The following is a 17,131-nucleotide window of genomic DNA, read 5'->3' on the forward strand; positions in this document are numbered from 1 at the left end:
CTCCCGCCCTCCCTGTCACCAGAAAGGGTAAAGGTGGACGACTTTTACGCCGCCCGCAGCAGGCTCATCCCGCCGCTACCGTGGCCGACTTTCGCACCGCCGTTCTCAACCAATCGTGTGCGAAGCAGATCATCCTGTTCCGGGGACGGTTTTCTGGGCTTCATATCGCAGCTCGAAATTGCAGGGTTTCAGGCGCAATAATGCCAAACGCTGCATCCAACCCCTAAGGGAAACTCTGCATAATACAGCAAAATCAGCGGGATGAGAGTTGTTCAGGATGAACTCCTTAGGTCTCGCGGGACCTCTTGTTTACTTTCGGGGGTCGACCCTACCGAACAAATGGAAAAGCTTTCGCGACAAGGTGACCGCCAGCTTTCGCGTCATCTCACACGAGGATCTTCGGGTTTTTGCGTAGCCGCTATATATCAGGATCTTCCTCGCGCCAGCTTAGCGGCAGTCGAGCACCTTTCGCACCTTGGCGGCCAGTTGTGCACGACGATAGGGCTTGCTGAGGAACTCGACGTTCGCGTCGAGCCGCCCGCAATCCACTATGGCTTTTTCCGTGTAGCCAGAGGTGAAGAGAACCTTCATCTCTGGCCGCATCTTCCGAACAGCGTCGGCAACCTGGTGGCCGTTCATTCCGTCCGGAAGCATGATATCGGTCAAGAGCAGGTCGAACTGCTGTGCCTGCTTCAAGAGATCCACGGCGATGGGACCGGAGGCGGCACCGACAACGTGGTAGCCCAACCCCTTCAGCTGGTTGACCAGATATTCGCGCACCATCGTATCGTCCTCGACCACCAGGATCGCCTCAGCCCCGCCGACGATTTTTTTCTTTTTCTCCGGGACTTCGGCAGGAACGTCTTGGGCAGGCGAACGCAGGAAATACAGCTTGACCTTAGTGCCTTTACCTGGCTCGGAGGCAATTTGAATGTGGCCACCCGACTGCTTGACGAAGCCGTAGACCATGCTCAGCCCGAGGCCAGAACCTCCGCCCACCCCCTTGGTGGTAAAGAAGGGCTCGAATATGCGCGCCATCACGTCTGGAGGGATGCCCTCGCCAGTGTCGGTAACGGAAAGCATCACATACTCCCCGGGAACGACGCCCTGCTCCCGTGCGGCATCGTCTTCATCCAGTTCTGCATTGGCGATCTCGATGGTGAGGATACCGCCTTCCGGCATCGCGTCTCGGGCGTTCAGCGTGAGGTTCAGGATCGCCGATTCAAGTTGCGAGGAGTCGACTTCTGTCTTCCACCGGCGACCCGTGCGGTTGAACGCGATATCGATGTTCTTGGGCAGAGTGCGACGAAGCATGCCTTCGATTCCATTCAAGAGAGCGTTCACATCCACGAGGCTCGGTGCCAGCATCTGCGTGCGCGAGAAGGCCAGCAGGCGATTGATCAGCTCGGCCCCGCGTTCGGCTGTGGTTGTGATCATCTCGGCCAGTCTGAGCAGGTCCTGTCGATCCTCAAGATCTTCGGTGAGCATGTCGGCATTGCCGAGGATCACTGTAAGCAGGTTGTTGAAATCATGAGCGACGCCGCCGGTCATCTGCCCCACCGCTTCAAGCTTTTGGGCTTGGCGGAGGCGGTTCTCCATGTCGCGGTCTGCGGTCACATTCACCATGCTGCCTATCATGCGGACCGCTTTGCCCTCGGCGTTGCGGATAATGAAGGTACGGTCAACGACTGTCAGCGCGTGGCCGTCAGCGTGCAAAAAGCGGTATTCCTCGCCCCAAGTGCTGGCTGAGCCCTCGATCGCCGCGTAGAGGCCATGAACCACCCGCTCCTTGTCCTCGGGGTGGATCCCGCTCTCCCAGAATTCAGGATCGGGCTCCATCTGCGCCGCGTCATAGCCGAGCATTAATTGCAGGTTCTCATTGCACCAGCAGGTGTCGTTGATGACGTCCCAATCCCAGATCACGTCGTTCGTGGCCTTCGTCACCAGGAAGAAGCGCTCCTCACTGGCACGGAGTTCGGCCTCTGCACGGTATCGTGCAAGCGCGTCCCGCAGCCGCTCAGCCACCTCTTCTATCAGCTTGACGTCTGCAGGCGGCCATCGGTGCGGCTTGAAGGAATGAATGCCCAGAAACGCACAGACCTGCCCATCGTCCAGCAACGGTGCATACACCAGACTTGCGGCTGGGGTTTCCTCAAACGAGGCAAGAGACCTTGCAGGTTTGGCGCGCGCATCCTCTTGCATGTTCTCGATGACGATCGTCTGGCCTTGACGCAACATATCGAGGAAGGGACGTCCGAAATCTTCAGTTCCCGGGCTCGTCGTTGGCACGCGTCCGTTGCTCCAGAGGCGCGGCAGGGTCCGGTGCCTATCACTCTCGCTCATGTCGACATAGACGACCTGAGCGGCCCCCAATCGCTGCCCGACCGCCGCGCATGTCACATCGACAAGGGCTTCGGCATCCTTTTCTCCACGCAGCTGGTCCACTAGGTCCAGGATGAAGCTGCGCCTGTCCGCTTCTTCAATCTGTGTCCGCTCAAGTACGCGGTGTGCCGTAAGGTCTATTGAGAGCAGGATCAGCTGCAAGTGGTCGATGCGGCGTGCGTTCAGCCCCATTACGCGATGCCCGATGCCCTCAAAATCGTGTTCGACCTCGAAATCGTTGACGGTGTTGTTCTCGGGAAGAACATCTTCGAGCAATTCGCGCAGCTTCGGGATGTCCCACTGGTTGTTACCGAGTTCGAAGACAAGATGGCCGATGGTCTCTTCGCGGTTGACCTTGAAGGCCTTGTAGAACGTGTCATTGGCTTTCTTAACCCTGAGGTCTTCGCCGAGAACCAGGAAGGGGACGGGCGAGGCGTCAATGGTCTCCTCGGCAAGCTCCTTTTGCCACTCCAGCTCTGAGCGCAGATCCTCTTGCTGCGTGACATCGTCTACTGCCAGCAAAATCACTTCAGGATCATGCTCCGGGATCTCGCGCGCATTGATCTTCATAATGCGTCGGCCAATGCTTTCAAAGTTATGCTCGACCATGAAGTCGTCTACGGACCCATTGTTCGGAAGGACGTCGGTTAAAAGGTCGCGCAGCTTTGGAATGTCCCATTGCCCGTTGCCAAGATCGTAGATCGCGACACCCTCTGTCTCATCCGGTTCGACCTCGAAGGTCTGGTAGAACGCCCTGTTTGCACCTTTGACAACGAGATTGCAGTCCAGGACGAGGAGCGGCTGATGCAGCGTTTTGAGGATGGCCAGGGGGTCGAGATTCTTCATAGCCACGCCTCAGTTCTTTCCGGTTTCCACACCATCGTCAGAGTGACTGGTCATCGGCTCTTCCGCATTTTCCGCTGGTGCCACATTGTCTCCAGTGAATACAGTAGTCGATCAAAGCTGATGATGCATGCGGAGATTATGGACCGACGTGCGGCGGGGGAATCCTCCCGTTTTTAATGGAACCTGGTCGTAGAACCTACGCATCCCTTTTCAGTTTCATTGCGGGATCAATGCCGCCGATGCCCAAAGATGTGCAGGAGAACCGCCCTTGCAGTCGATGAAGGACTGGCACACACTAAGCCGGAATTGTTAAAGAAGCCGCCATATTATCTGATGGGGATGACCTCGAACTTCTCAGCAACATCGATCAGCCAGGCTCATGAGCTGCGGGCAGATATCACGAAGGGTGGTGCCTGTGGGGTGCCTCTTGATCAGTGTTCGCGCCGCATTGAGAATTACGCTCTCTCTGCGTCAGTGGCTAGCCGGGTTGAACAGTTGATCGACGAATGGCATGTTCATTGTAGTGAGGGTGACCTCCCTAGAGACACAATCGTCGGGACATCCCGGCGCCGACTTTGAGGTTGCCATGCGCTCGCCGCTTGATCGTCTTCGCCACGCCGTAAGCTATGAGATCATCGCCTTGATCCTAGTCATTCCTTTAGGGGCGATCGCCTTCCAGATGCCGATACAAGATATCGGGGTTGTCGGCGTGGTAGGTGTAACGCTTGCCGCTCTGTGGAACATTTTTTACAATTACATATTTGACATCATCCTGAAGCGCACTGTCGGCACTACGGAGAAAAGCGGTCGCGTGCGGGTATTGCATGCTGTTTTGTTTGAAGTCGGCTTCATGATTGTCTTGATGCCGTTCATGGCGTGGTATCTCGGCATCTCGCTCTGGCAGTCATTCCTGATGAAGGTGTCCTTCTCGCTGTTCTACATGGTTTACACGCTTGGCTTTAACTGGGCCTATGACAAGCTCTTCCCTCTGCCTGAGTGGAAGAACGCGGCACTCTAGCTGAATACTTAGATCGTGATGGGGCAGCTTGTTTGTAGGGACGGCGGGAAGCATCTGGCATGAAAAACGCCAGGACGCCTTTGGCGTCGAATGATTGACCTCAGCCCTCATACGATCGTATTTGCCCGTCATCGCGCCGGAACATAACACACGGCCCTGAGGACGCGCGCGGATCATAGGAAAAGCCCCGCCGATCCATTGCCATGAAAATGTTCCGCACGCCAGCCAAGCCATAAAGATGATCATGCAGTTCAAGGAATACTCGCTCCACCCCGTCAAGGCGTGCCGCTGAAAGAAGCTCGCGCTCTGCCCCCTCGATATCCATCACGAGGACGTTCACCGACTGTGCAGCGATGAATTCATCCAGATTGGAAGATTCAATCAAAATTGTTCTCTCATAGGGGCCTTGGTGTTTGAGCAGCGACGACATCCAAAAATCGCGGCGAATGTAAAAAACGTGATTTTCAGATTTCCCCGCTGACAGAAGGCCATGTTCGAAATTCGTGTTCTCTATCCCGTTCGCCTTGGCAACACGGCGAGCGAGTGCAACCATATGCGGATTCGCGTCAAAGGACCATATTTGGACGTTCGGCGTCTGTGCCATGATCGTGGTTATAATCCCCAATCCAGAGCCGAGTTCGAGCACCCGATCCCCGGGGTCCAGGAGATTTCGGACGCTCAGTGCCTCCTTGGCTTCATATTCCCCGCTTTGCAGGGCCCGCCAGATAATTGGCGATACGTCAACTTCCGAGATCGGAACACGGAGCCCGTGAAGCGTAACCGGCACGTTTTTTGCCATACCGTGCTGGACAAAGGTCATGTAAGGCTTTCCATTTTGAATGCGCTGTTACTGCGGAGGGCACCTAGATCCGAGGCCGAAACTGGATGGCCAAAAAGGAAACCTTGGACGGTATTGCAGCCAAGATGTCGCACAATCGCATGCTGCTCAGCCGTCTCGATACCCTCGACGATGACTTCTTTTTCAAGCAGCTTTCCCAGATCGCTTACAAGTTCGAGAAGTCCTTGGCTCTTCCGATCCAAGGCGATGTCACGCACGAAGGTCTTGTCAAGCTTGATTGTGTCGAACGGTATATCCCGCAAAACGGCCAATGATGAATACCCTGTTCCAAAGTCGTCTAGGGCTACCGTGACGCCTACGCGCCTCAGTTCGTGAAGCACTTGAAAAACGTCATCCCGCTTTTCCAGCAAGACCGTCTCCGTTATTTCAAGCTCAAGCCGCCTCGGATCAACTCCGGCGGTTTGTAGAGCGTCCTGAACAGTATGGACGAAGTCTGGCGATCGCAGCTGCAACGACGAGACGTTCACCGCAACCATCAGTGGCCGGTGCCAGGTGGAGGCTTCCATGCAGGCTTTTGTCAGGATGAGCAGTCCAAGCTCTTCAATGAGACCGATCTCTTCCGCAAGGGGAATGAATACGGCGGGGGAGATGGGGCCTCGCGTAGGATGGGTCCATCGCGCAAGCGCCTCTACGCCGCGCAACTCAGCCGACTGGACATCTAGCTGAATCTGATATGCGACGTCGATCAATCGCTCCGTGATGGCGACGCGCAGGTCGGCTTCCAGCGCTTTGCGCTCATCATACTCCCGCTGCATGAAAGGTTCGAACAGGCAAACGCGGTCCTGGTGCGTGATCTTCGCGCGATAGAGGGCGATATCTGCACGTTTGAACAGCATTGGAACGCCAACCTCCTCTGACGGCGCTTGCGTCATTGCGACGCCAATTGAGCAATCAATTTGAACTTGTCGGCCAAAGATTTGATAGGGCGCGGCAATCTCCGCTCTGAGATCACGCGCATAGGTTACGCTGTCTTCCGCGTTGTTGTGGAGCAGAAGGCACGCGAACTCGTCCCCCCCCAAGCGGCAAAATATGTGCGCCTTCACGCCGAACTGGCGCAAGCGTTCACTTACTTGTTGCAACATCATGTCGCCGAAGTCGTGCCCCAACGTGTCGTTGATGCTCTTGAACTCGTCCAGGTCAATTAGCAGCAGGCTGACCGTGATCTCCTCGCCGACACGTGAGGACCGAATGACTGCCTCGAGCTCGTTCCAGAAAAGGGTGCGGTTCGGAAGATCGGTCAGCGAGTCATGGTTTGCGGCATATTCGAGGCTGCGATTCTTGTCGCGAAGTTCTTTTCCTGCCGCGTGCAGATCCTCGTTGAGGATCATACTCTGCCCTTGCTCAAGGTTGAGTAAGCGGTTTTGGCGAATAAGAATCAGAATAAGGCCGCACCAACACAAGATAAGGAAGGCAACAACAGCGCCGAACGTTAGATGAAGTCTTTCAAGACTCTTCAGGTTCTCGTCGACCGACGTAAAGCTTTGCTGGATGGCCTGCGAGGAAAGACCTGTTATCGGCCCCATCAGAGCACTGAGGCGCGCGAAGTCCTGACTTAACTCCTGTTCGCTCATCGTCTCGAGTGTCTCGTCGAGTTCGGCCACAACTGACTCCAGATCAGCGAAGGTGATCTGGCCGTTGGGCATATCTTCGAGGAAGGACCTCAGTGAACCCTCTCTCAAAGCGGACAAGCGGCTGATCGCGATGTCCAGCCGCAGACGAATATTGGAACGGGAAGTGGGTTGATCCGAAAGCAGGTGAATGGAGATCGCCTCTCCCACACGCAGGAATTCCTGCACGGTTTGACTGAGCGCCCAAGCGTCGTTGTGATGGACAACATCTCGAAGTACCGCTTGGCGTTCGCCCACGGTGTATGAAAGATAGATTGTCGCCCCGACGAAGAGCGCAATCAAGATTGATAGTACTCGAGTCAATTATCTTACCTGATGATCAGGCGATTTACTTGCCAAGCAGAACGCGCATAGTAGGTTTGGCTTTTCAAATCGTCGTCGCTGTCATAAGGATAAATGACAAAAATAGGTCCTTTATTGCGAACTGTCATTTCCTCGCCGTTCAGCCTGGTTGCGAGGATGACGCCAGTATCCCATGCGTCAGACACAGGAATTTTCACCTCGTAGTCATTCAATGCGAGTGCTGTGATTGTCTCACCTTCGGCTGCAACAAGCTCAAGAAGATTTGCAACCGGCACCCCCGAAAAGGTAACCACGCCATCATACCACGGCGTTGCAGTGGTGATGTCGACTAACCCCAGAGCATCAAGCATTTCCCGATCGAATTGCGCCGTGTCGCCAGCGTTGGTATTCTCAATGTTGCCAGAAACGGTTAGAATTATTTCCCCCGCAGGGATAGGAAGTTGATCGGCGCTGGCTGCTTGCGTGGTTCCCGCAAGAAAGCACGCGGCAGCGATCAAACGCAACGATTTTGGGGCTGGTATCATGTGTCAGTCACTCCATTTGTGGGTCGCTCTCATACCCCGTTCGGATCACTCATCTGTTCACCCCTTCTCTAGTGTTTTCGGAGGACGGTAGCCAGATAAAGTTCACGTTTTTTGCTGCGATTCGCGTTTTGCAATCAACCTATTGCCATCTTCTTGAGAAACTCGGGGGCTGTCGACGCCACTACAATCATTGTTTTGGCTAGGGGTGCCTGAGCCCACCGAAAGTCATTGGATGGCCTTGATTCACGCAGGTGCTCTAGAGGGGATTTGTCAGCGAACGTGGAACAACGTTGAAAACAGCTTCGGGTCGAGGCTTTGCTGCACGAAGGTCGGCCCTTCGGTCAGAACCGAGACTGCATCATGTGAATGCAGCGATTCTTGATGGCTGACTACGACGCGGAAATCGCTCACACGCGGCTCTGCCTGAAGAACAGCGCAGAAGGATCGTGCGGCATCCTCCACGAACATGGGATTGGCAGCGTTGAGTTCGGCAAAGGCCTGTTCATCCTCGCGCTTGACCATGACCTGGGTTTCGGTCGGCACAGCCGCTCGGGCCATTGCGATCAGGTCCTCGAACCACAGCTGCTCGCCAGGCATCTCCACCGACAGGCGCGCGACGGAACGTTGTGAATGCGGCGTCGCCAGCTGCCCCCGCGTCTGGCGGGCATGTTCAGAGAGTTCCAGCGAACATGGGCAGGTGGAGGAGTAGACATAGTCCAGATGCATCATCCTCTTGCGCTGGCCAGCCGCGTCCACCAGCTCCAGCGCAATGTCGTAATACTGCCATCCGGTCAGGCCTGAGCGCAGTGATTGCACCTCGGCGGGGAAGGAAAACCGCATTTGGATGCGCGCATCGAAGCTGTCGAGATCGCGTTGATAGTCATCCAGCACATGTTCTATCACCTCCATCGAGAAGTCGCGGTCGGCATGGGCATAGAAGGACCGCATGATGCGGCTCATGTTAATGCCCTTTTTCTCGGCCGCCAGGCTGACGGTGCCGGTGACCGAGGTTTCCAGTACGATCTCTCCGCCGTCCTTCAGGCGATAGCGGATCGGCAGTCGGAAGTTCGAGATGCCGACATGCTGGATGTTCGTCTGGGCGCCAACGATCAGGCTGGAGGGGCCGTTTTGCAGGTCGGGCAGCGTGGCTCGATAGGCCGGGTCGGCTATGAAGCCCGTTGGATAGACGCAGCTTAACTCTGGGTAGGCGCGCAGAACCGCAGGAAGTTGCAAGGCAGCAAGATCATCCTTGGTCGCATTGGCAGTATAATCGCGCAGGACCGTAAGCGCAGCCTCAGCCTGTTCGCGCGTCGGTTGAAGGTTGGGGTGCATGTTCATCGCTTAAGATTCCCTGAATGATGGTTCCCGAGTTCTAACGCTAATGCAACACTCTGAAAAGCCTTGCTCTTTTAGGCCCCAGATTCCTTGATTTGACCGGAGGTCAGAAGAACACCGAGGCAGAGTGCCCGGTCTTCTTCTTTGGTTCTCCAAACTCAAGGCGCACCTCAGACGCATCGGTGCGAGAACATTCGATCAGCTCATCGCAGCCATCGGCGACGTCTGCGATCTCTTCACCCCCGTCGAGTGCTGGAACTTCTTCAAAGCCGCTGGATACACATCATGAATAAATGGAAATGCTGTAATGAGGTGGATCAGTGCAAGGAGCTACTGACAAAGTAGGTTCGGCTCCAGATTCACAGCCGCAATTCGCCGCGTCTGGCCTGATGGGCGGCCGTCGGGAAGTAGCCCATATTATGCAAACTCCGCTTCCTGCGCATTGCTGTCGCTCACCCGGGCCGACCCGATCGACGTTCCTGACGGAAACTATCATGTGACGGCGGTCAGCCCTTTGCTGACGGTCGATTGGACTGCTACGCCAAGAAGCTAAGATGTGTTGCTGCAACCACAAATTCAAAGGCCTGAAGAGGTATTAAACAGGCGGCTGGTGGATACAAGACGGGTAGCTGGGAAGCAGAAGGGTCATGTTTTCTTTTTTAAAGGAAGATTCTGAGCATCATCGGTCATTGTTTCATTGCCTGCTTCGCTTTCGTGTCGTGCCTTACGAAGTCGCGCAATTTTTTCTTTGCGTTCATCGGCTTCCTGTTCTTTGATTTCCATCACAATGCGGTTTGTTTTTTCCAGCGGCGTTTCGGTCCGTGGTTGCGCAGTTGTGAAATGCGATGATTTTGTAAGCTTGGTGATAACGAAATTCTCCTTCAGATCTTTTGGTCCTAAAAAGTGAACGTGAAATTTATTGGCGTTTGCACGTTGGACCACGGCAGGTCAGTAAACTAGCCTTTATAGCGAATGCCGGATCTCAAGACCCATTATGGCACTGGATGGCAGCGTCAAAGTCATATGCTAATTGCCCATACATTGCAAAGACAGCTTCCTGCGCGTTGCTGACCTTTGTCGAAGCCGCAGAATCGAGGGGTGTGTGCTTCGATCGATGAATGGCTGCCTTTGCTCTGTCGATGACCCAAGCACCTGCAGCTAACGCAAAGGGTCCGCCCAACCTGAAAGTTCTTCCGGGATCAGAGAGCGCAATACATGGGGCGATTTTGCGGCTGAGGAAAGCCGTTAGGCATGATATGCACCACATGACCGTTCTGGGCCTTTAACGACTAACTGACGTGCGATGACGATCACTAAGCCAGTCTGCAGAACTGGGAGTGCCACGTCAAAATCGCATAAACGGCCCGACACACCAAGATCATCTATTGCCTGACGGCCTAGTTCAAGACTGCAGCAACGGCACCGATAAGGTCGAGTACTTGCTTGGTGTCGCGATCAACCCGATAAACGTAGTCACCAAGCCGATAATACGTCAACCTGGGATTGAGGCCAAAGCGGTCTGGATTTCTGACCAATACATAGTTGCCCTTAAGGTAGTCTCCACGTCCATAAACCTTCTTTGCCTGCCCGGGCGGCAGGCAACCATTGTGCTTCTTGGCGAGACCAGGAGGACAGCCTTTATGCGAACCCGACAGTGCGGAGACTGGAGCAATCGTTATCAGAACGGCAAGCAAGCTTGGGATAATCCTGCGCATCATTCACCCGTTTGTAAAAAGTAGGTGTAACCTTGAAGCAACGGTGGACTACTGCCAAGTCCTGGCCGCTCGGAGTGGCAAGGATCTGCCAAGCGCTGTCTCCGGAGCCGGTTTTCTAAGGCGCGGCGTCGCCGAATGGAAGAAATACAAATACTGACCTGTAGCGCTAGATTGATCAGCGGAGAGAACCATCTGTCCAGATGCAGAGTGGAGAAAATCCCCTTCAGCAACAGAATGGTCCACCATAGCACATCACCATGGCATTCCCCGATTCAGTATTCGGCTCAGGAATAGACCTACTGTGAGCCGATTAGCTTCCGCAATCGGCTCACAGCGCTTCCATCACAACGCTAAGTCTTCAAGCTTTCCGCCATTTTCGAGGTGTTCTTTGATCCAATTTGGCTGACGTCCTCGGCCCGACCACGTTTTCGACGGGTTCTCAGGATGCGCATACTTTGCCGGTACTTTTGCTTTTTTTTTGGGCTTCGAGTTAGAGAACAAATCGCCCGCCTCGAAACCAAGTTCTCGAGCCCGCTTTTCAAGTTCCTCGCGCGCCTTCTCCCGCTCCTCATCGCGCTTCTGGGATATCACATCATCAAGGTTCTCTTTCATACGCTGAAGTTCAGCATAAGAAAGCTTTAGCATCTCTGATTTGTTCATGATCAAGTCCTCTTTTATCTTCAACCGGGCATTAGCTATCCTTCGCATCCGTAATACGCAAGTAAAACATCCGGATTAACTCACTCAGCTCAGGTCGTTGGCGTTGTGTTTAAATTTCAAAGGTCGCCGGCCCGCTAATGTCCTTCAATGTATCGCAAGCGTAGTTGGGCCCTCGGTATTCCAAATCGTGCTTTAAGAACACGGTCCACAGTCTTCCGATTGCAATCGTTCGCCCCAGCGATGTCCGAAATTTTCATATCCGTCGCCTCAAGCATCCTGGCGATCTCGTCATGGTCTTTTTCGACTTGGCGACCAGTATAGGCACCTCTCTCCTTGGCTTTTGCGATGCCCTCACGCTGGCGTTGACGAATGATCTCGCGTTCAAACTCTGCGAAAGCACTCATGAGATGCAGCTGGAGCTTCGACTGCGGATTACTATCGTCCGGCGGGAACCTCAGGCCCTCCTTACAGAAGGTTACAATCACACCTTTGTCATTGAGCTCGTTGATGTTGCTTTTCATGTCGTCAAAGTTGCGAGCAAGTCGGTCGATTGAATAGACGATTACGTCATCCCCTTCGCGTGCGTATAGGATAAGCTCAGCGAGGGCGGGCCTCTGCCGGTTGCCTCCGGATAGCTTTTCCTCAAAGACTCGGTCGACATCGCCGATGTCTTGTCGGTCTAGGTTTTGATCGACTGTTGAAACTCTTCTGTATCCGATTTTCTGCCCCATGCCATGCTTCTCCCTATTTTGTGTATTATGCCTCTATATGGAAAAGTCACTTTAAGACAAAATGAAAATTACCATTCCAATGTCTCATTGATGCGCCTTATAAGATATTTTTTGGAAAATGGACATTTCGGTACTCCCAAATGTCGCATTCCGCCAGGCAAGATTTGCACGTGATTGCGCTCCTTGTCGCCCCCCAATAGACCACACGATTTTAAAATTTTCTTTCACAGCTCTCGCAAAGCACGAAAATCTACGTCTGAACAAACCGATTGGCTGAAACACAATGAATTATTAAAATTGAAAACCATAAATAATTGAATATTACAATTGGCAATGCTATATAAATTTTAAGGGCTGGGAATTAACCCGACCCCTTTTAATTTCAACCAAGTGTTAGCGCACCATAGTCAAAGTAACGTGTATAAGATGAAAATAGCCAAACATCTCACAATTTTCAACCCCAAAGCGGGCGAATACTTTGCAAATTTGCAAGGTATTCATAATGTCTTTACCTAACTCGTGCAAATTTGCAAAAATTGAAACCGGATTCCTTTTTCCACTCGAAGATTATCTGATTAAACTTCACCTATTTGACGACTCAGACGTCCAATCAAAGGTCGCTATCTGCTATTACGACAAAAACGGAGACTGGAAGCAGGAGACTGTTGCATTCCGTGACCTGATCAATAGAACGCAACAAATCTATTCGACGTATCGGAACCACAGGCATCAAAAGATCTCACGCTTTATCAGGAGCGCGCGCCTGGCAATGCTGTCTATGACAAGACCGCCCGCCGGTATGTCGCGAGCGCGGAGTTTCAACCGGCATACCTGGGACGTGGACCGTCAGAGTATCTGCAGCGGCTCCGTTCTTTGGGCGAGGGGTTCGGCGATCCCGCCGATACCTGGATCGCCAATCCGCCTGATGTGGATATCACTCTGACGCCTGAGCGTGATGTCGGTACTGACTGCCTCCGTGCTGTACTGAGGGCTTACCGAGAGAACCAATCAATCGACATTTTCTATCAGTCAATGAGTAAGGACCGACCTGAACCCACTTGGAGACGCGTAACTCCGCATGCCTTCGGCTACGATGGTTTCAGGTGGCATATCCGCGCCTACTGCCACCTTACGGACCGATTCAAGGATTTTCTGCTGCCGCGCATACTGGACACCGGGGAGTTCCATGCAGCAGGAAAGCCGGGCTCGGATGATGCCCTATGGCAGGAACGCTTTGGCATTGTCATCAGACCTCACCCTGATCTGGGACCAACGCAACAGGCAATTGTTGCCAAGGACTATGGCATGTCAGACGGAACAACAGTTCTCGAAGTCCGCTACGCAATGCTCTTCTATGTACTTAAACGGCTCAATTTACTCCAGGAACCGGAAAAAAAGCCGGCAAGGAGTCAGCACATTGTCGTTCTGAATCGTAAAGAGACTGACGAGGCGTTACGTCGAGCCGAATTCTTTCTTTAATCGACCTGAGATCAGAAATGCTTGAGGTCGAGCGGACTTGTTCTGACGCCTAAACTGTTAGATGTGAGGGCGCATATTCAAGTGAACTGATGCGGTTGCATTGCCGTGCTCATCGCTCATGTATCCCAACAAGTATGACAATTCTTGCTCGGTGACAAATTGCCCTGGACCGATTTCTGTCAACGGCCTCCAAGGATTACCATTTTTTTTGTGCGTCGCCGCTCGACCGTTAGAGGAACGCTCCTTCCTACGCTCTACGAGGCAGGTTCGGGAGAAACATCGCCAGCATAATATAGACACTCCTGAACTTTTTTACGGCATGTTTCGCCAAGTCGACCAAGGCGTTTGTGCAGATGCCGCGCATCCCCTTCGACAATGAGAACACGTTTGCACATATTGAACCGTGTCGGGACATCAAGTTGCGCAACGGTCAAGTCGCCCGCCTGCGCAACCGCCAACTCATGTGTGGCAGGGCCTCTGTCGTTCCCGGACCCACCCCTACATCGCGATCTGAGGCCCTTCTCCCTCTTGGCCGGTGTCTTCGATCTCGGTGATGAACGCTGCAGCGTCGAGCCCAGTATCGAAGAATCTGAGTGGTTTTTCGAATGCGGCGTTGTATGGGACACCGCGCTCTGCCCTCGGCACGCACAGCTATCTCGAAGCCCCCGCGCGATGGTATATGCCAAGCTTCCTGGAGCCACGCCGCACGGTCGAGAAACCGCTGGAGGCGGTGATCCAAGGAGAGCCCACCTCGGCATCTCGACACGCTCCGTGGACGACCTGGTGAAGGCCATGGGCGCTGGTGCCATGTTGGAAGCCAAGTCAGTCGGCTCTGTGTCGAGATTGACGACCGGTTGAACGCGTTCCTCTATCGCCCGCTGGAGGGCGCCTGAACCCATCACTCTGGGTACTTGCCTTCCACCACTTTCATGATGAGAGAGCGGCGCCAACGGCTCGAACGGCCTTGTTTCTGCGCTTTGGGAAACGTCCCGCGTTCGATGTCGCGGTAGATGCTTGCCCTCGAGCGAGCTACGATTTCACAGACCGCCGTGATGGGCAGCAGAACGTCGTGGGGGGTGTCTTCGTGGTTCATTCTTCTTCTCCGATTGCTGAACTGGAGAAGAAATGATGTTGATCCGGTTTCCCCGGAAACGCGGATGTGCCACTAATCGCGTTCGATGCAACTTATCAAGGGAGGGAAGTCTGTCGTCCCGCTGTCGTCCCGGAGCTACATCAGCCGAACACCATCTATACCGCAATCTCGAAAAAAGTGTTGTATTACAGTATCTTGGAAATGGTGCCCGGGGGCGGAATCGAACCACCGACACGAGGATTTTCAATCCACTGCTCTACCCCTGAGCTACCCGGGCAACGGGAACGCCTAGGGCGTTCGGGTGTTGGCGTTCTAGGCGAGGGTCCGGGCGCTGTCCAGAGGCTTTGGCAACTTTTTCAATGCGGTTTGGCGCGTTCGGCCTCTGCCGCCTCGATGGCGGCTTCTACATCCTCAGGATCGGTCGAGGGGATCGCATAGCCTCCACCCAGCCAGCGGGCCAGATCAAGGTCGGCGCAGCGTTTGGAGCAGAACGGGCGGTGCGCAGCCTCGACGGGTTTCTTGCAGATCGGGCAGTTCATTCAGGCACCTCCAGTGGCGCCCGGTCGCGCTTGCGCTGCAACTCGTAATGGCCCAGCGGTGTCCAGCCGACCAGTGCGGTTTCGCCGCTATCCTGTCGGAACGCGGCACGCAGGGCATCCTCGAACTGGCGCCTGTCCTTTTTGGCCATCGGCGCCAGATCCAGCGTGATCTGCCCGCCAAGGCCACGAAGCCGCAACTGGCGTGGCAGCTCGCGCGCGGCAGCCAGATTGGCCTTGTGGCCCGCCGCAGGGCTGGTGTCGCCGCCCGTATTTACGTCCACGGCGATCAGCGCGCGCGTCGGCTCGACATACATCGCGGCGCCGGCGCTGAGGCTGACATGCGCCTGACCCAGTTGAACCAGCTGATCCAGCACGCCCTCGGCCTCAAAGCCGCCAGCCTCGGTCACGACGTCCGCAGGCGCCGTCCAGTCGCGCCAGGCCAGTTGATGCGGGCCGTCGCCCTCGGTCAGGACTTCGGCCTCACCGGCTGCATCATTCATTACGGCGGCGGCCAGATCGGCCATTGCGCGAATGTCGTCGGCGATGGCCTCATCCTCGGCATCGACGCAAGACGACCGCAGGATCAGCCCCATTTCTGCGCCGTCCATCTCGCTCCGCGCGATCTGAATCAGGACATCGCGGCGGTCGTCGTCCTTGATCTGACGACTGATATTCAGGCCGGGCGCGCCCGGCGTCACGATGGCGTAGCGTGATTTGAAGAGAAGCTTTTGCGTCACTGGCAATGCCTTGCCCGGCTCGGCTTGCCCGGTAACCTGCACCAGCAACACCTGCCCCGGCGCAAGGCCTCGCACCTGCCGCAAGAAGGCCGGGCCATCGGGGGTGCGCAGGAACATGCCGCCCTGCCCCTTGACCGGGCGGTCGGCAATGGCGCGATAGATCGTGCCGACGCGCGGCGCATCGCTGTCGATCAGCACATCCTCCAGCCGCCCAGAGATCAGGCGCGCCGCAGCTTCGCGTCCCCCAAGGTGGTCCAGAACGATGGTCTCGCGGCTCATGATGCGGCCCTCCAGCCAGCGGCGCGCAGCAGCGTGGCGGTCTCTGCCAAGGGCAGGCCAACTACGGCCGCGTACGAGCCTGAAATCCACGGGATAAGCGCGCCAGCCGGGCCTTGGATGCCATATCCGCCCGCCTTGCCCCGCCAATCCCCAGTGGCGAGATAGGCCGCGATCTCGCCATCCTCAAGACGCTTCATCCGCACCTTGGTCAGAACGTCGCGCTGCCAGACGCGCGGGCCACGGCGCACAGCGACGGCAGTGATGACGCTATGACGCCGCCCCGAAAGGGCGCGCAGGAATGCTTCGGCCTCAGCCTCATTTGCCGGTTTGCCCAGAATGCGGCGACCGAGGGCCACAGTGGTATCCGCCGCCAGCACGGCGTCATCCTCGCCCGCCTGCACCGCCAGCACCTTTTCATGCGCCATGCGGATGCAATAGGGCCGCGGCAGTTCAGCCTTGCCGGGTGTCTCGTCGATATCGGCGGGGCGAATATGATCCGGCACAATCCCGATCTGCGCCAACAGAGCGCGACGGCGCGGACTGGCCGAGCCTAGAATCAGACGGGGGCAGGTTTGCGCTTGCGTCATGGCATCCAAGTCACGAATAGCACAGGAGCACATTTCGCCGCAGGCAAAATGCGCTGTCGCGCGTGGTCATGAACGCGCGCAAAGCGATGCCGCGCGCTATTTGAAACGATAATTGATCCGGCCCTTGGTCAGATCATAGGGGGTCATCTCGACCTGCACCTTGTCGCCGGCCAGAACACGGATGCGGTTCTTGCGCATCTTGCCTGCCGTATGTGCGATGATCTCATGGCCGTTTTCCAGCTCGACCCTGAATGTCGCATTCGGCAGGAGTTCCTTGACGACACCGGGAAATTCGAGCGTATCTTCCTTGGCCATGTGGTCTCCTAAAGCGGTTTTTTCCGCACGCCAGCGGAACAGCGCCTTAAATGGCCCCATTCCCTGTCTTTTTCAAGGGCTATTGTCGCTGGAATGCGCGA

The 17,131-nt window shown here is 55.3% G+C and carries 16 protein-coding genes, 1 tRNA gene and 2 pseudogenes; 4 read left to right on the forward strand and 15 right to left on the reverse strand.

Going from position 1 to position 17,131, the window contains the following annotated elements; translation table 11 throughout:
• Positions 1–447: 447 nt before the first annotated feature.
• Positions 448–3,228, reverse strand: coding sequence for an ATP-binding protein (locus V8352_RS17350; protein ID WP_336425562.1), 2,781 nt, complete (start codon positions 3,226–3,228; stop codon positions 448–450).
• A 586-nt stretch (positions 3,229–3,814) separates the two neighbouring features.
• Between V8352_RS17350 and V8352_RS17355 the strand changes: the two genes are divergently transcribed.
• The gene (locus V8352_RS17355; protein WP_336425596.1) at positions 3,815–4,246 is read left to right on the forward strand and encodes a PACE efflux transporter; all 432 of its coding nucleotides are present in this window, start codon (positions 3,815–3,817) and stop codon (positions 4,244–4,246) included.
• A gap of 100 nt (positions 4,247–4,346) precedes the next feature.
• On the opposite strand, the gene V8352_RS17360 is transcribed toward V8352_RS17355, so the two are convergent.
• From V8352_RS17360 to folE2, 4 genes are all read right to left on the reverse strand, one after another.
• Positions 4,347–5,066 carry an FkbM family methyltransferase gene (locus V8352_RS17360; RefSeq protein WP_336425563.1) on the reverse strand — a complete coding sequence of 240 codons (720 nt, stop codon included), beginning with the start codon at positions 5,064–5,066 and terminating at the stop codon, positions 4,347–4,349.
• On the reverse strand, positions 5,063–7,015 hold the full coding sequence (locus V8352_RS17365) for a putative bifunctional diguanylate cyclase/phosphodiesterase (protein WP_336425564.1): 1,953 nt from the start codon (positions 7,013–7,015) through the stop codon (positions 5,063–5,065). The genes V8352_RS17360 and V8352_RS17365 overlap by 4 nt, the downstream gene beginning before the upstream one ends.
• A 26-nt stretch (positions 7,016–7,041) precedes the next feature.
• Positions 7,042–7,560, reverse strand: coding sequence for a molybdopterin-dependent oxidoreductase (locus tag V8352_RS17370; protein WP_336425565.1), 519 nt, complete (start codon positions 7,558–7,560; stop codon positions 7,042–7,044).
• Between the two features lie 270 nt (positions 7,561–7,830).
• Positions 7,831–8,898 carry a GTP cyclohydrolase FolE2 gene (gene folE2, locus V8352_RS17375; RefSeq protein WP_336425566.1) on the reverse strand — a complete coding sequence of 356 codons (1,068 nt, stop codon included), beginning with the start codon at positions 8,896–8,898 and terminating at the stop codon, positions 7,831–7,833.
• A gap of 145 nt (positions 8,899–9,043) precedes the next feature.
• Between folE2 and V8352_RS17380 the strand changes: the two are divergent.
• Positions 9,044–9,184 (forward strand): annotated as a pseudogene (locus V8352_RS17380) (IS630-like element ISSpo6 family transposase); the annotation flags it as partial.
• A gap of 356 nt (positions 9,185–9,540) precedes the next feature.
• On the opposite strand, the gene V8352_RS17385 reads toward V8352_RS17380, so the two are convergent.
• The 4 genes from V8352_RS17385 to V8352_RS17400 all read right to left on the reverse strand — a co-directional run bounded on the left by V8352_RS17385 (position 9,541) and on the right by V8352_RS17400 (position 12,001).
• Complete coding sequence (locus tag V8352_RS17385) at positions 9,541–9,837, reverse strand: hypothetical protein (protein WP_336425567.1); 297 nt, start codon at positions 9,835–9,837, stop codon at positions 9,541–9,543.
• 455 nt (positions 9,838–10,292) lie between these two features.
• The gene (locus tag V8352_RS17390; RefSeq protein ID WP_336425568.1) at positions 10,293–10,613 is read right to left on the reverse strand and encodes an excinuclease ABC subunit A; all 321 of its coding nucleotides are present in this window, start codon (positions 10,611–10,613) and stop codon (positions 10,293–10,295) included.
• A 339-nt stretch (positions 10,614–10,952) separates the two neighbouring features.
• On the reverse strand, positions 10,953–11,270 hold the full coding sequence (locus V8352_RS17395; RefSeq protein ID WP_336425569.1) for an H-NS histone family protein: 318 nt from the start codon (positions 11,268–11,270) through the stop codon (positions 10,953–10,955).
• A gap of 134 nt (positions 11,271–11,404) precedes the next feature.
• Positions 11,405–12,001, reverse strand: coding sequence for a recombinase family protein (locus tag V8352_RS17400; protein WP_336425570.1), 597 nt, complete (start codon positions 11,999–12,001; stop codon positions 11,405–11,407).
• An 873-nt stretch (positions 12,002–12,874) separates the two neighbouring features.
• Between V8352_RS17400 and V8352_RS17405 the strand changes: the two genes are divergently transcribed.
• Both V8352_RS17405 and V8352_RS17410 read left to right on the forward strand, forming a co-directional pair.
• Positions 12,875–13,480 (forward strand): WYL domain-containing protein, encoded by a 606-nt coding sequence (locus tag V8352_RS17405; RefSeq protein ID WP_336425571.1) that lies wholly within the window; start codon positions 12,875–12,877, stop codon positions 13,478–13,480.
• 676 nt (positions 13,481–14,156) lie between these two features.
• Positions 14,157–14,367 (forward strand): annotated as a pseudogene (locus V8352_RS17410) (transposase); the annotation flags it as partial.
• Between the two features lie 11 nt (positions 14,368–14,378).
• Here V8352_RS17410 and V8352_RS17415 read toward each other — a convergent pair.
• The 6 genes from V8352_RS17415 to infA all read right to left on the reverse strand — a co-directional run bounded on the left by V8352_RS17415 (position 14,379) and on the right by infA (position 17,030).
• Positions 14,379–14,573 carry a helix-turn-helix transcriptional regulator gene (locus V8352_RS17415; RefSeq protein ID WP_336425572.1) on the reverse strand — a complete coding sequence of 65 codons (195 nt, stop codon included), beginning with the start codon at positions 14,571–14,573 and terminating at the stop codon, positions 14,379–14,381.
• A gap of 202 nt (positions 14,574–14,775) precedes the next feature.
• A tRNA-Phe gene (locus V8352_RS17420) sits at positions 14,776–14,850 on the reverse strand.
• A 79-nt stretch (positions 14,851–14,929) separates the two neighbouring features.
• A complete protein-coding gene (locus tag V8352_RS17425) occupies positions 14,930–15,112 on the reverse strand; it encodes a DNA gyrase inhibitor YacG (protein ID WP_336425573.1) in 183 nt (60 codons plus the stop codon).
• A complete protein-coding gene (locus V8352_RS17430) occupies positions 15,109–16,128 on the reverse strand; it encodes a ribonuclease E/G (RefSeq protein WP_336425574.1) in 1,020 nt (339 codons plus the stop codon). Before V8352_RS17430 ends, V8352_RS17425 begins: the two co-directional genes overlap by 4 nt.
• Positions 16,125–16,715, reverse strand: coding sequence for a Maf family protein (locus tag V8352_RS17435; protein WP_336425575.1), 591 nt, complete (start codon positions 16,713–16,715; stop codon positions 16,125–16,127). Before V8352_RS17435 ends, V8352_RS17430 begins: the two co-directional genes overlap by 4 nt.
• A 96-nt stretch (positions 16,716–16,811) precedes the next feature.
• Positions 16,812–17,030 (reverse strand): translation initiation factor IF-1, encoded by a 219-nt coding sequence (gene infA / locus V8352_RS17440; RefSeq protein WP_005978431.1) that lies wholly within the window; start codon positions 17,028–17,030, stop codon positions 16,812–16,814.
• Positions 17,031–17,131: the final 101 nt, after the last annotated feature.

Source organism: Roseovarius sp. D0-M9, assembly GCF_037083805.1.
Classification (GTDB): domain Bacteria; phylum Pseudomonadota; class Alphaproteobacteria; order Rhodobacterales; family Rhodobacteraceae; genus Roseovarius.

Bases quoted from the DNA above. Each gene is read 5' to 3' on its own strand.
- V8352_RS17350 (WP_336425562.1), bottom strand. From the start codon at position 3,228: ATGAAGAATCTCGACCCCCTGGCCATCCTCAAAACGCTGCATCAGCCG.
- V8352_RS17355 (WP_336425596.1), top strand. From the start codon at position 3,815: ATGCGCTCGCCGCTTGATCGTCTTCGCCACGCCGTAAGCTATGAGATC.
- V8352_RS17360 (WP_336425563.1), bottom strand. From the start codon at position 5,066: ATGACCTTTGTCCAGCACGGTATGGCAAAAAACGTGCCGGTTACGCTT.
- V8352_RS17370 (WP_336425565.1), bottom strand. From the start codon at position 7,560: ATGATACCAGCCCCAAAATCGTTGCGTTTGATCGCTGCCGCGTGCTTT.
- folE2 (WP_336425566.1), bottom strand. From the start codon at position 8,898: ATGAACATGCACCCCAACCTTCAACCGACGCGCGAACAGGCTGAGGCT.
- V8352_RS17390 (WP_336425568.1), bottom strand. From the start codon at position 10,613: ATGATGCGCAGGATTATCCCAAGCTTGCTTGCCGTTCTGATAACGATT.
- V8352_RS17395 (WP_336425569.1), bottom strand. From the start codon at position 11,270: ATGAACAAATCAGAGATGCTAAAGCTTTCTTATGCTGAACTTCAGCGT.
- V8352_RS17400 (WP_336425570.1), bottom strand. From the start codon at position 12,001: ATGGGGCAGAAAATCGGATACAGAAGAGTTTCAACAGTCGATCAAAAC.
- V8352_RS17415 (WP_336425572.1), bottom strand. From the start codon at position 14,573: ATGAACCACGAAGACACCCCCCACGACGTTCTGCTGCCCATCACGGCG.
- V8352_RS17425 (WP_336425573.1), bottom strand. From the start codon at position 15,112: ATGAACTGCCCGATCTGCAAGAAACCCGTCGAGGCTGCGCACCGCCCG.
- V8352_RS17430 (WP_336425574.1), bottom strand. From the start codon at position 16,128: ATGAGCCGCGAGACCATCGTTCTGGACCACCTTGGGGGACGCGAAGCT.
- V8352_RS17435 (WP_336425575.1), bottom strand. From the start codon at position 16,715: ATGACGCAAGCGCAAACCTGCCCCCGTCTGATTCTAGGCTCGGCCAGT.
- infA (WP_005978431.1), bottom strand. From the start codon at position 17,030: ATGGCCAAGGAAGATACGCTCGAATTTCCCGGTGTCGTCAAGGAACTC.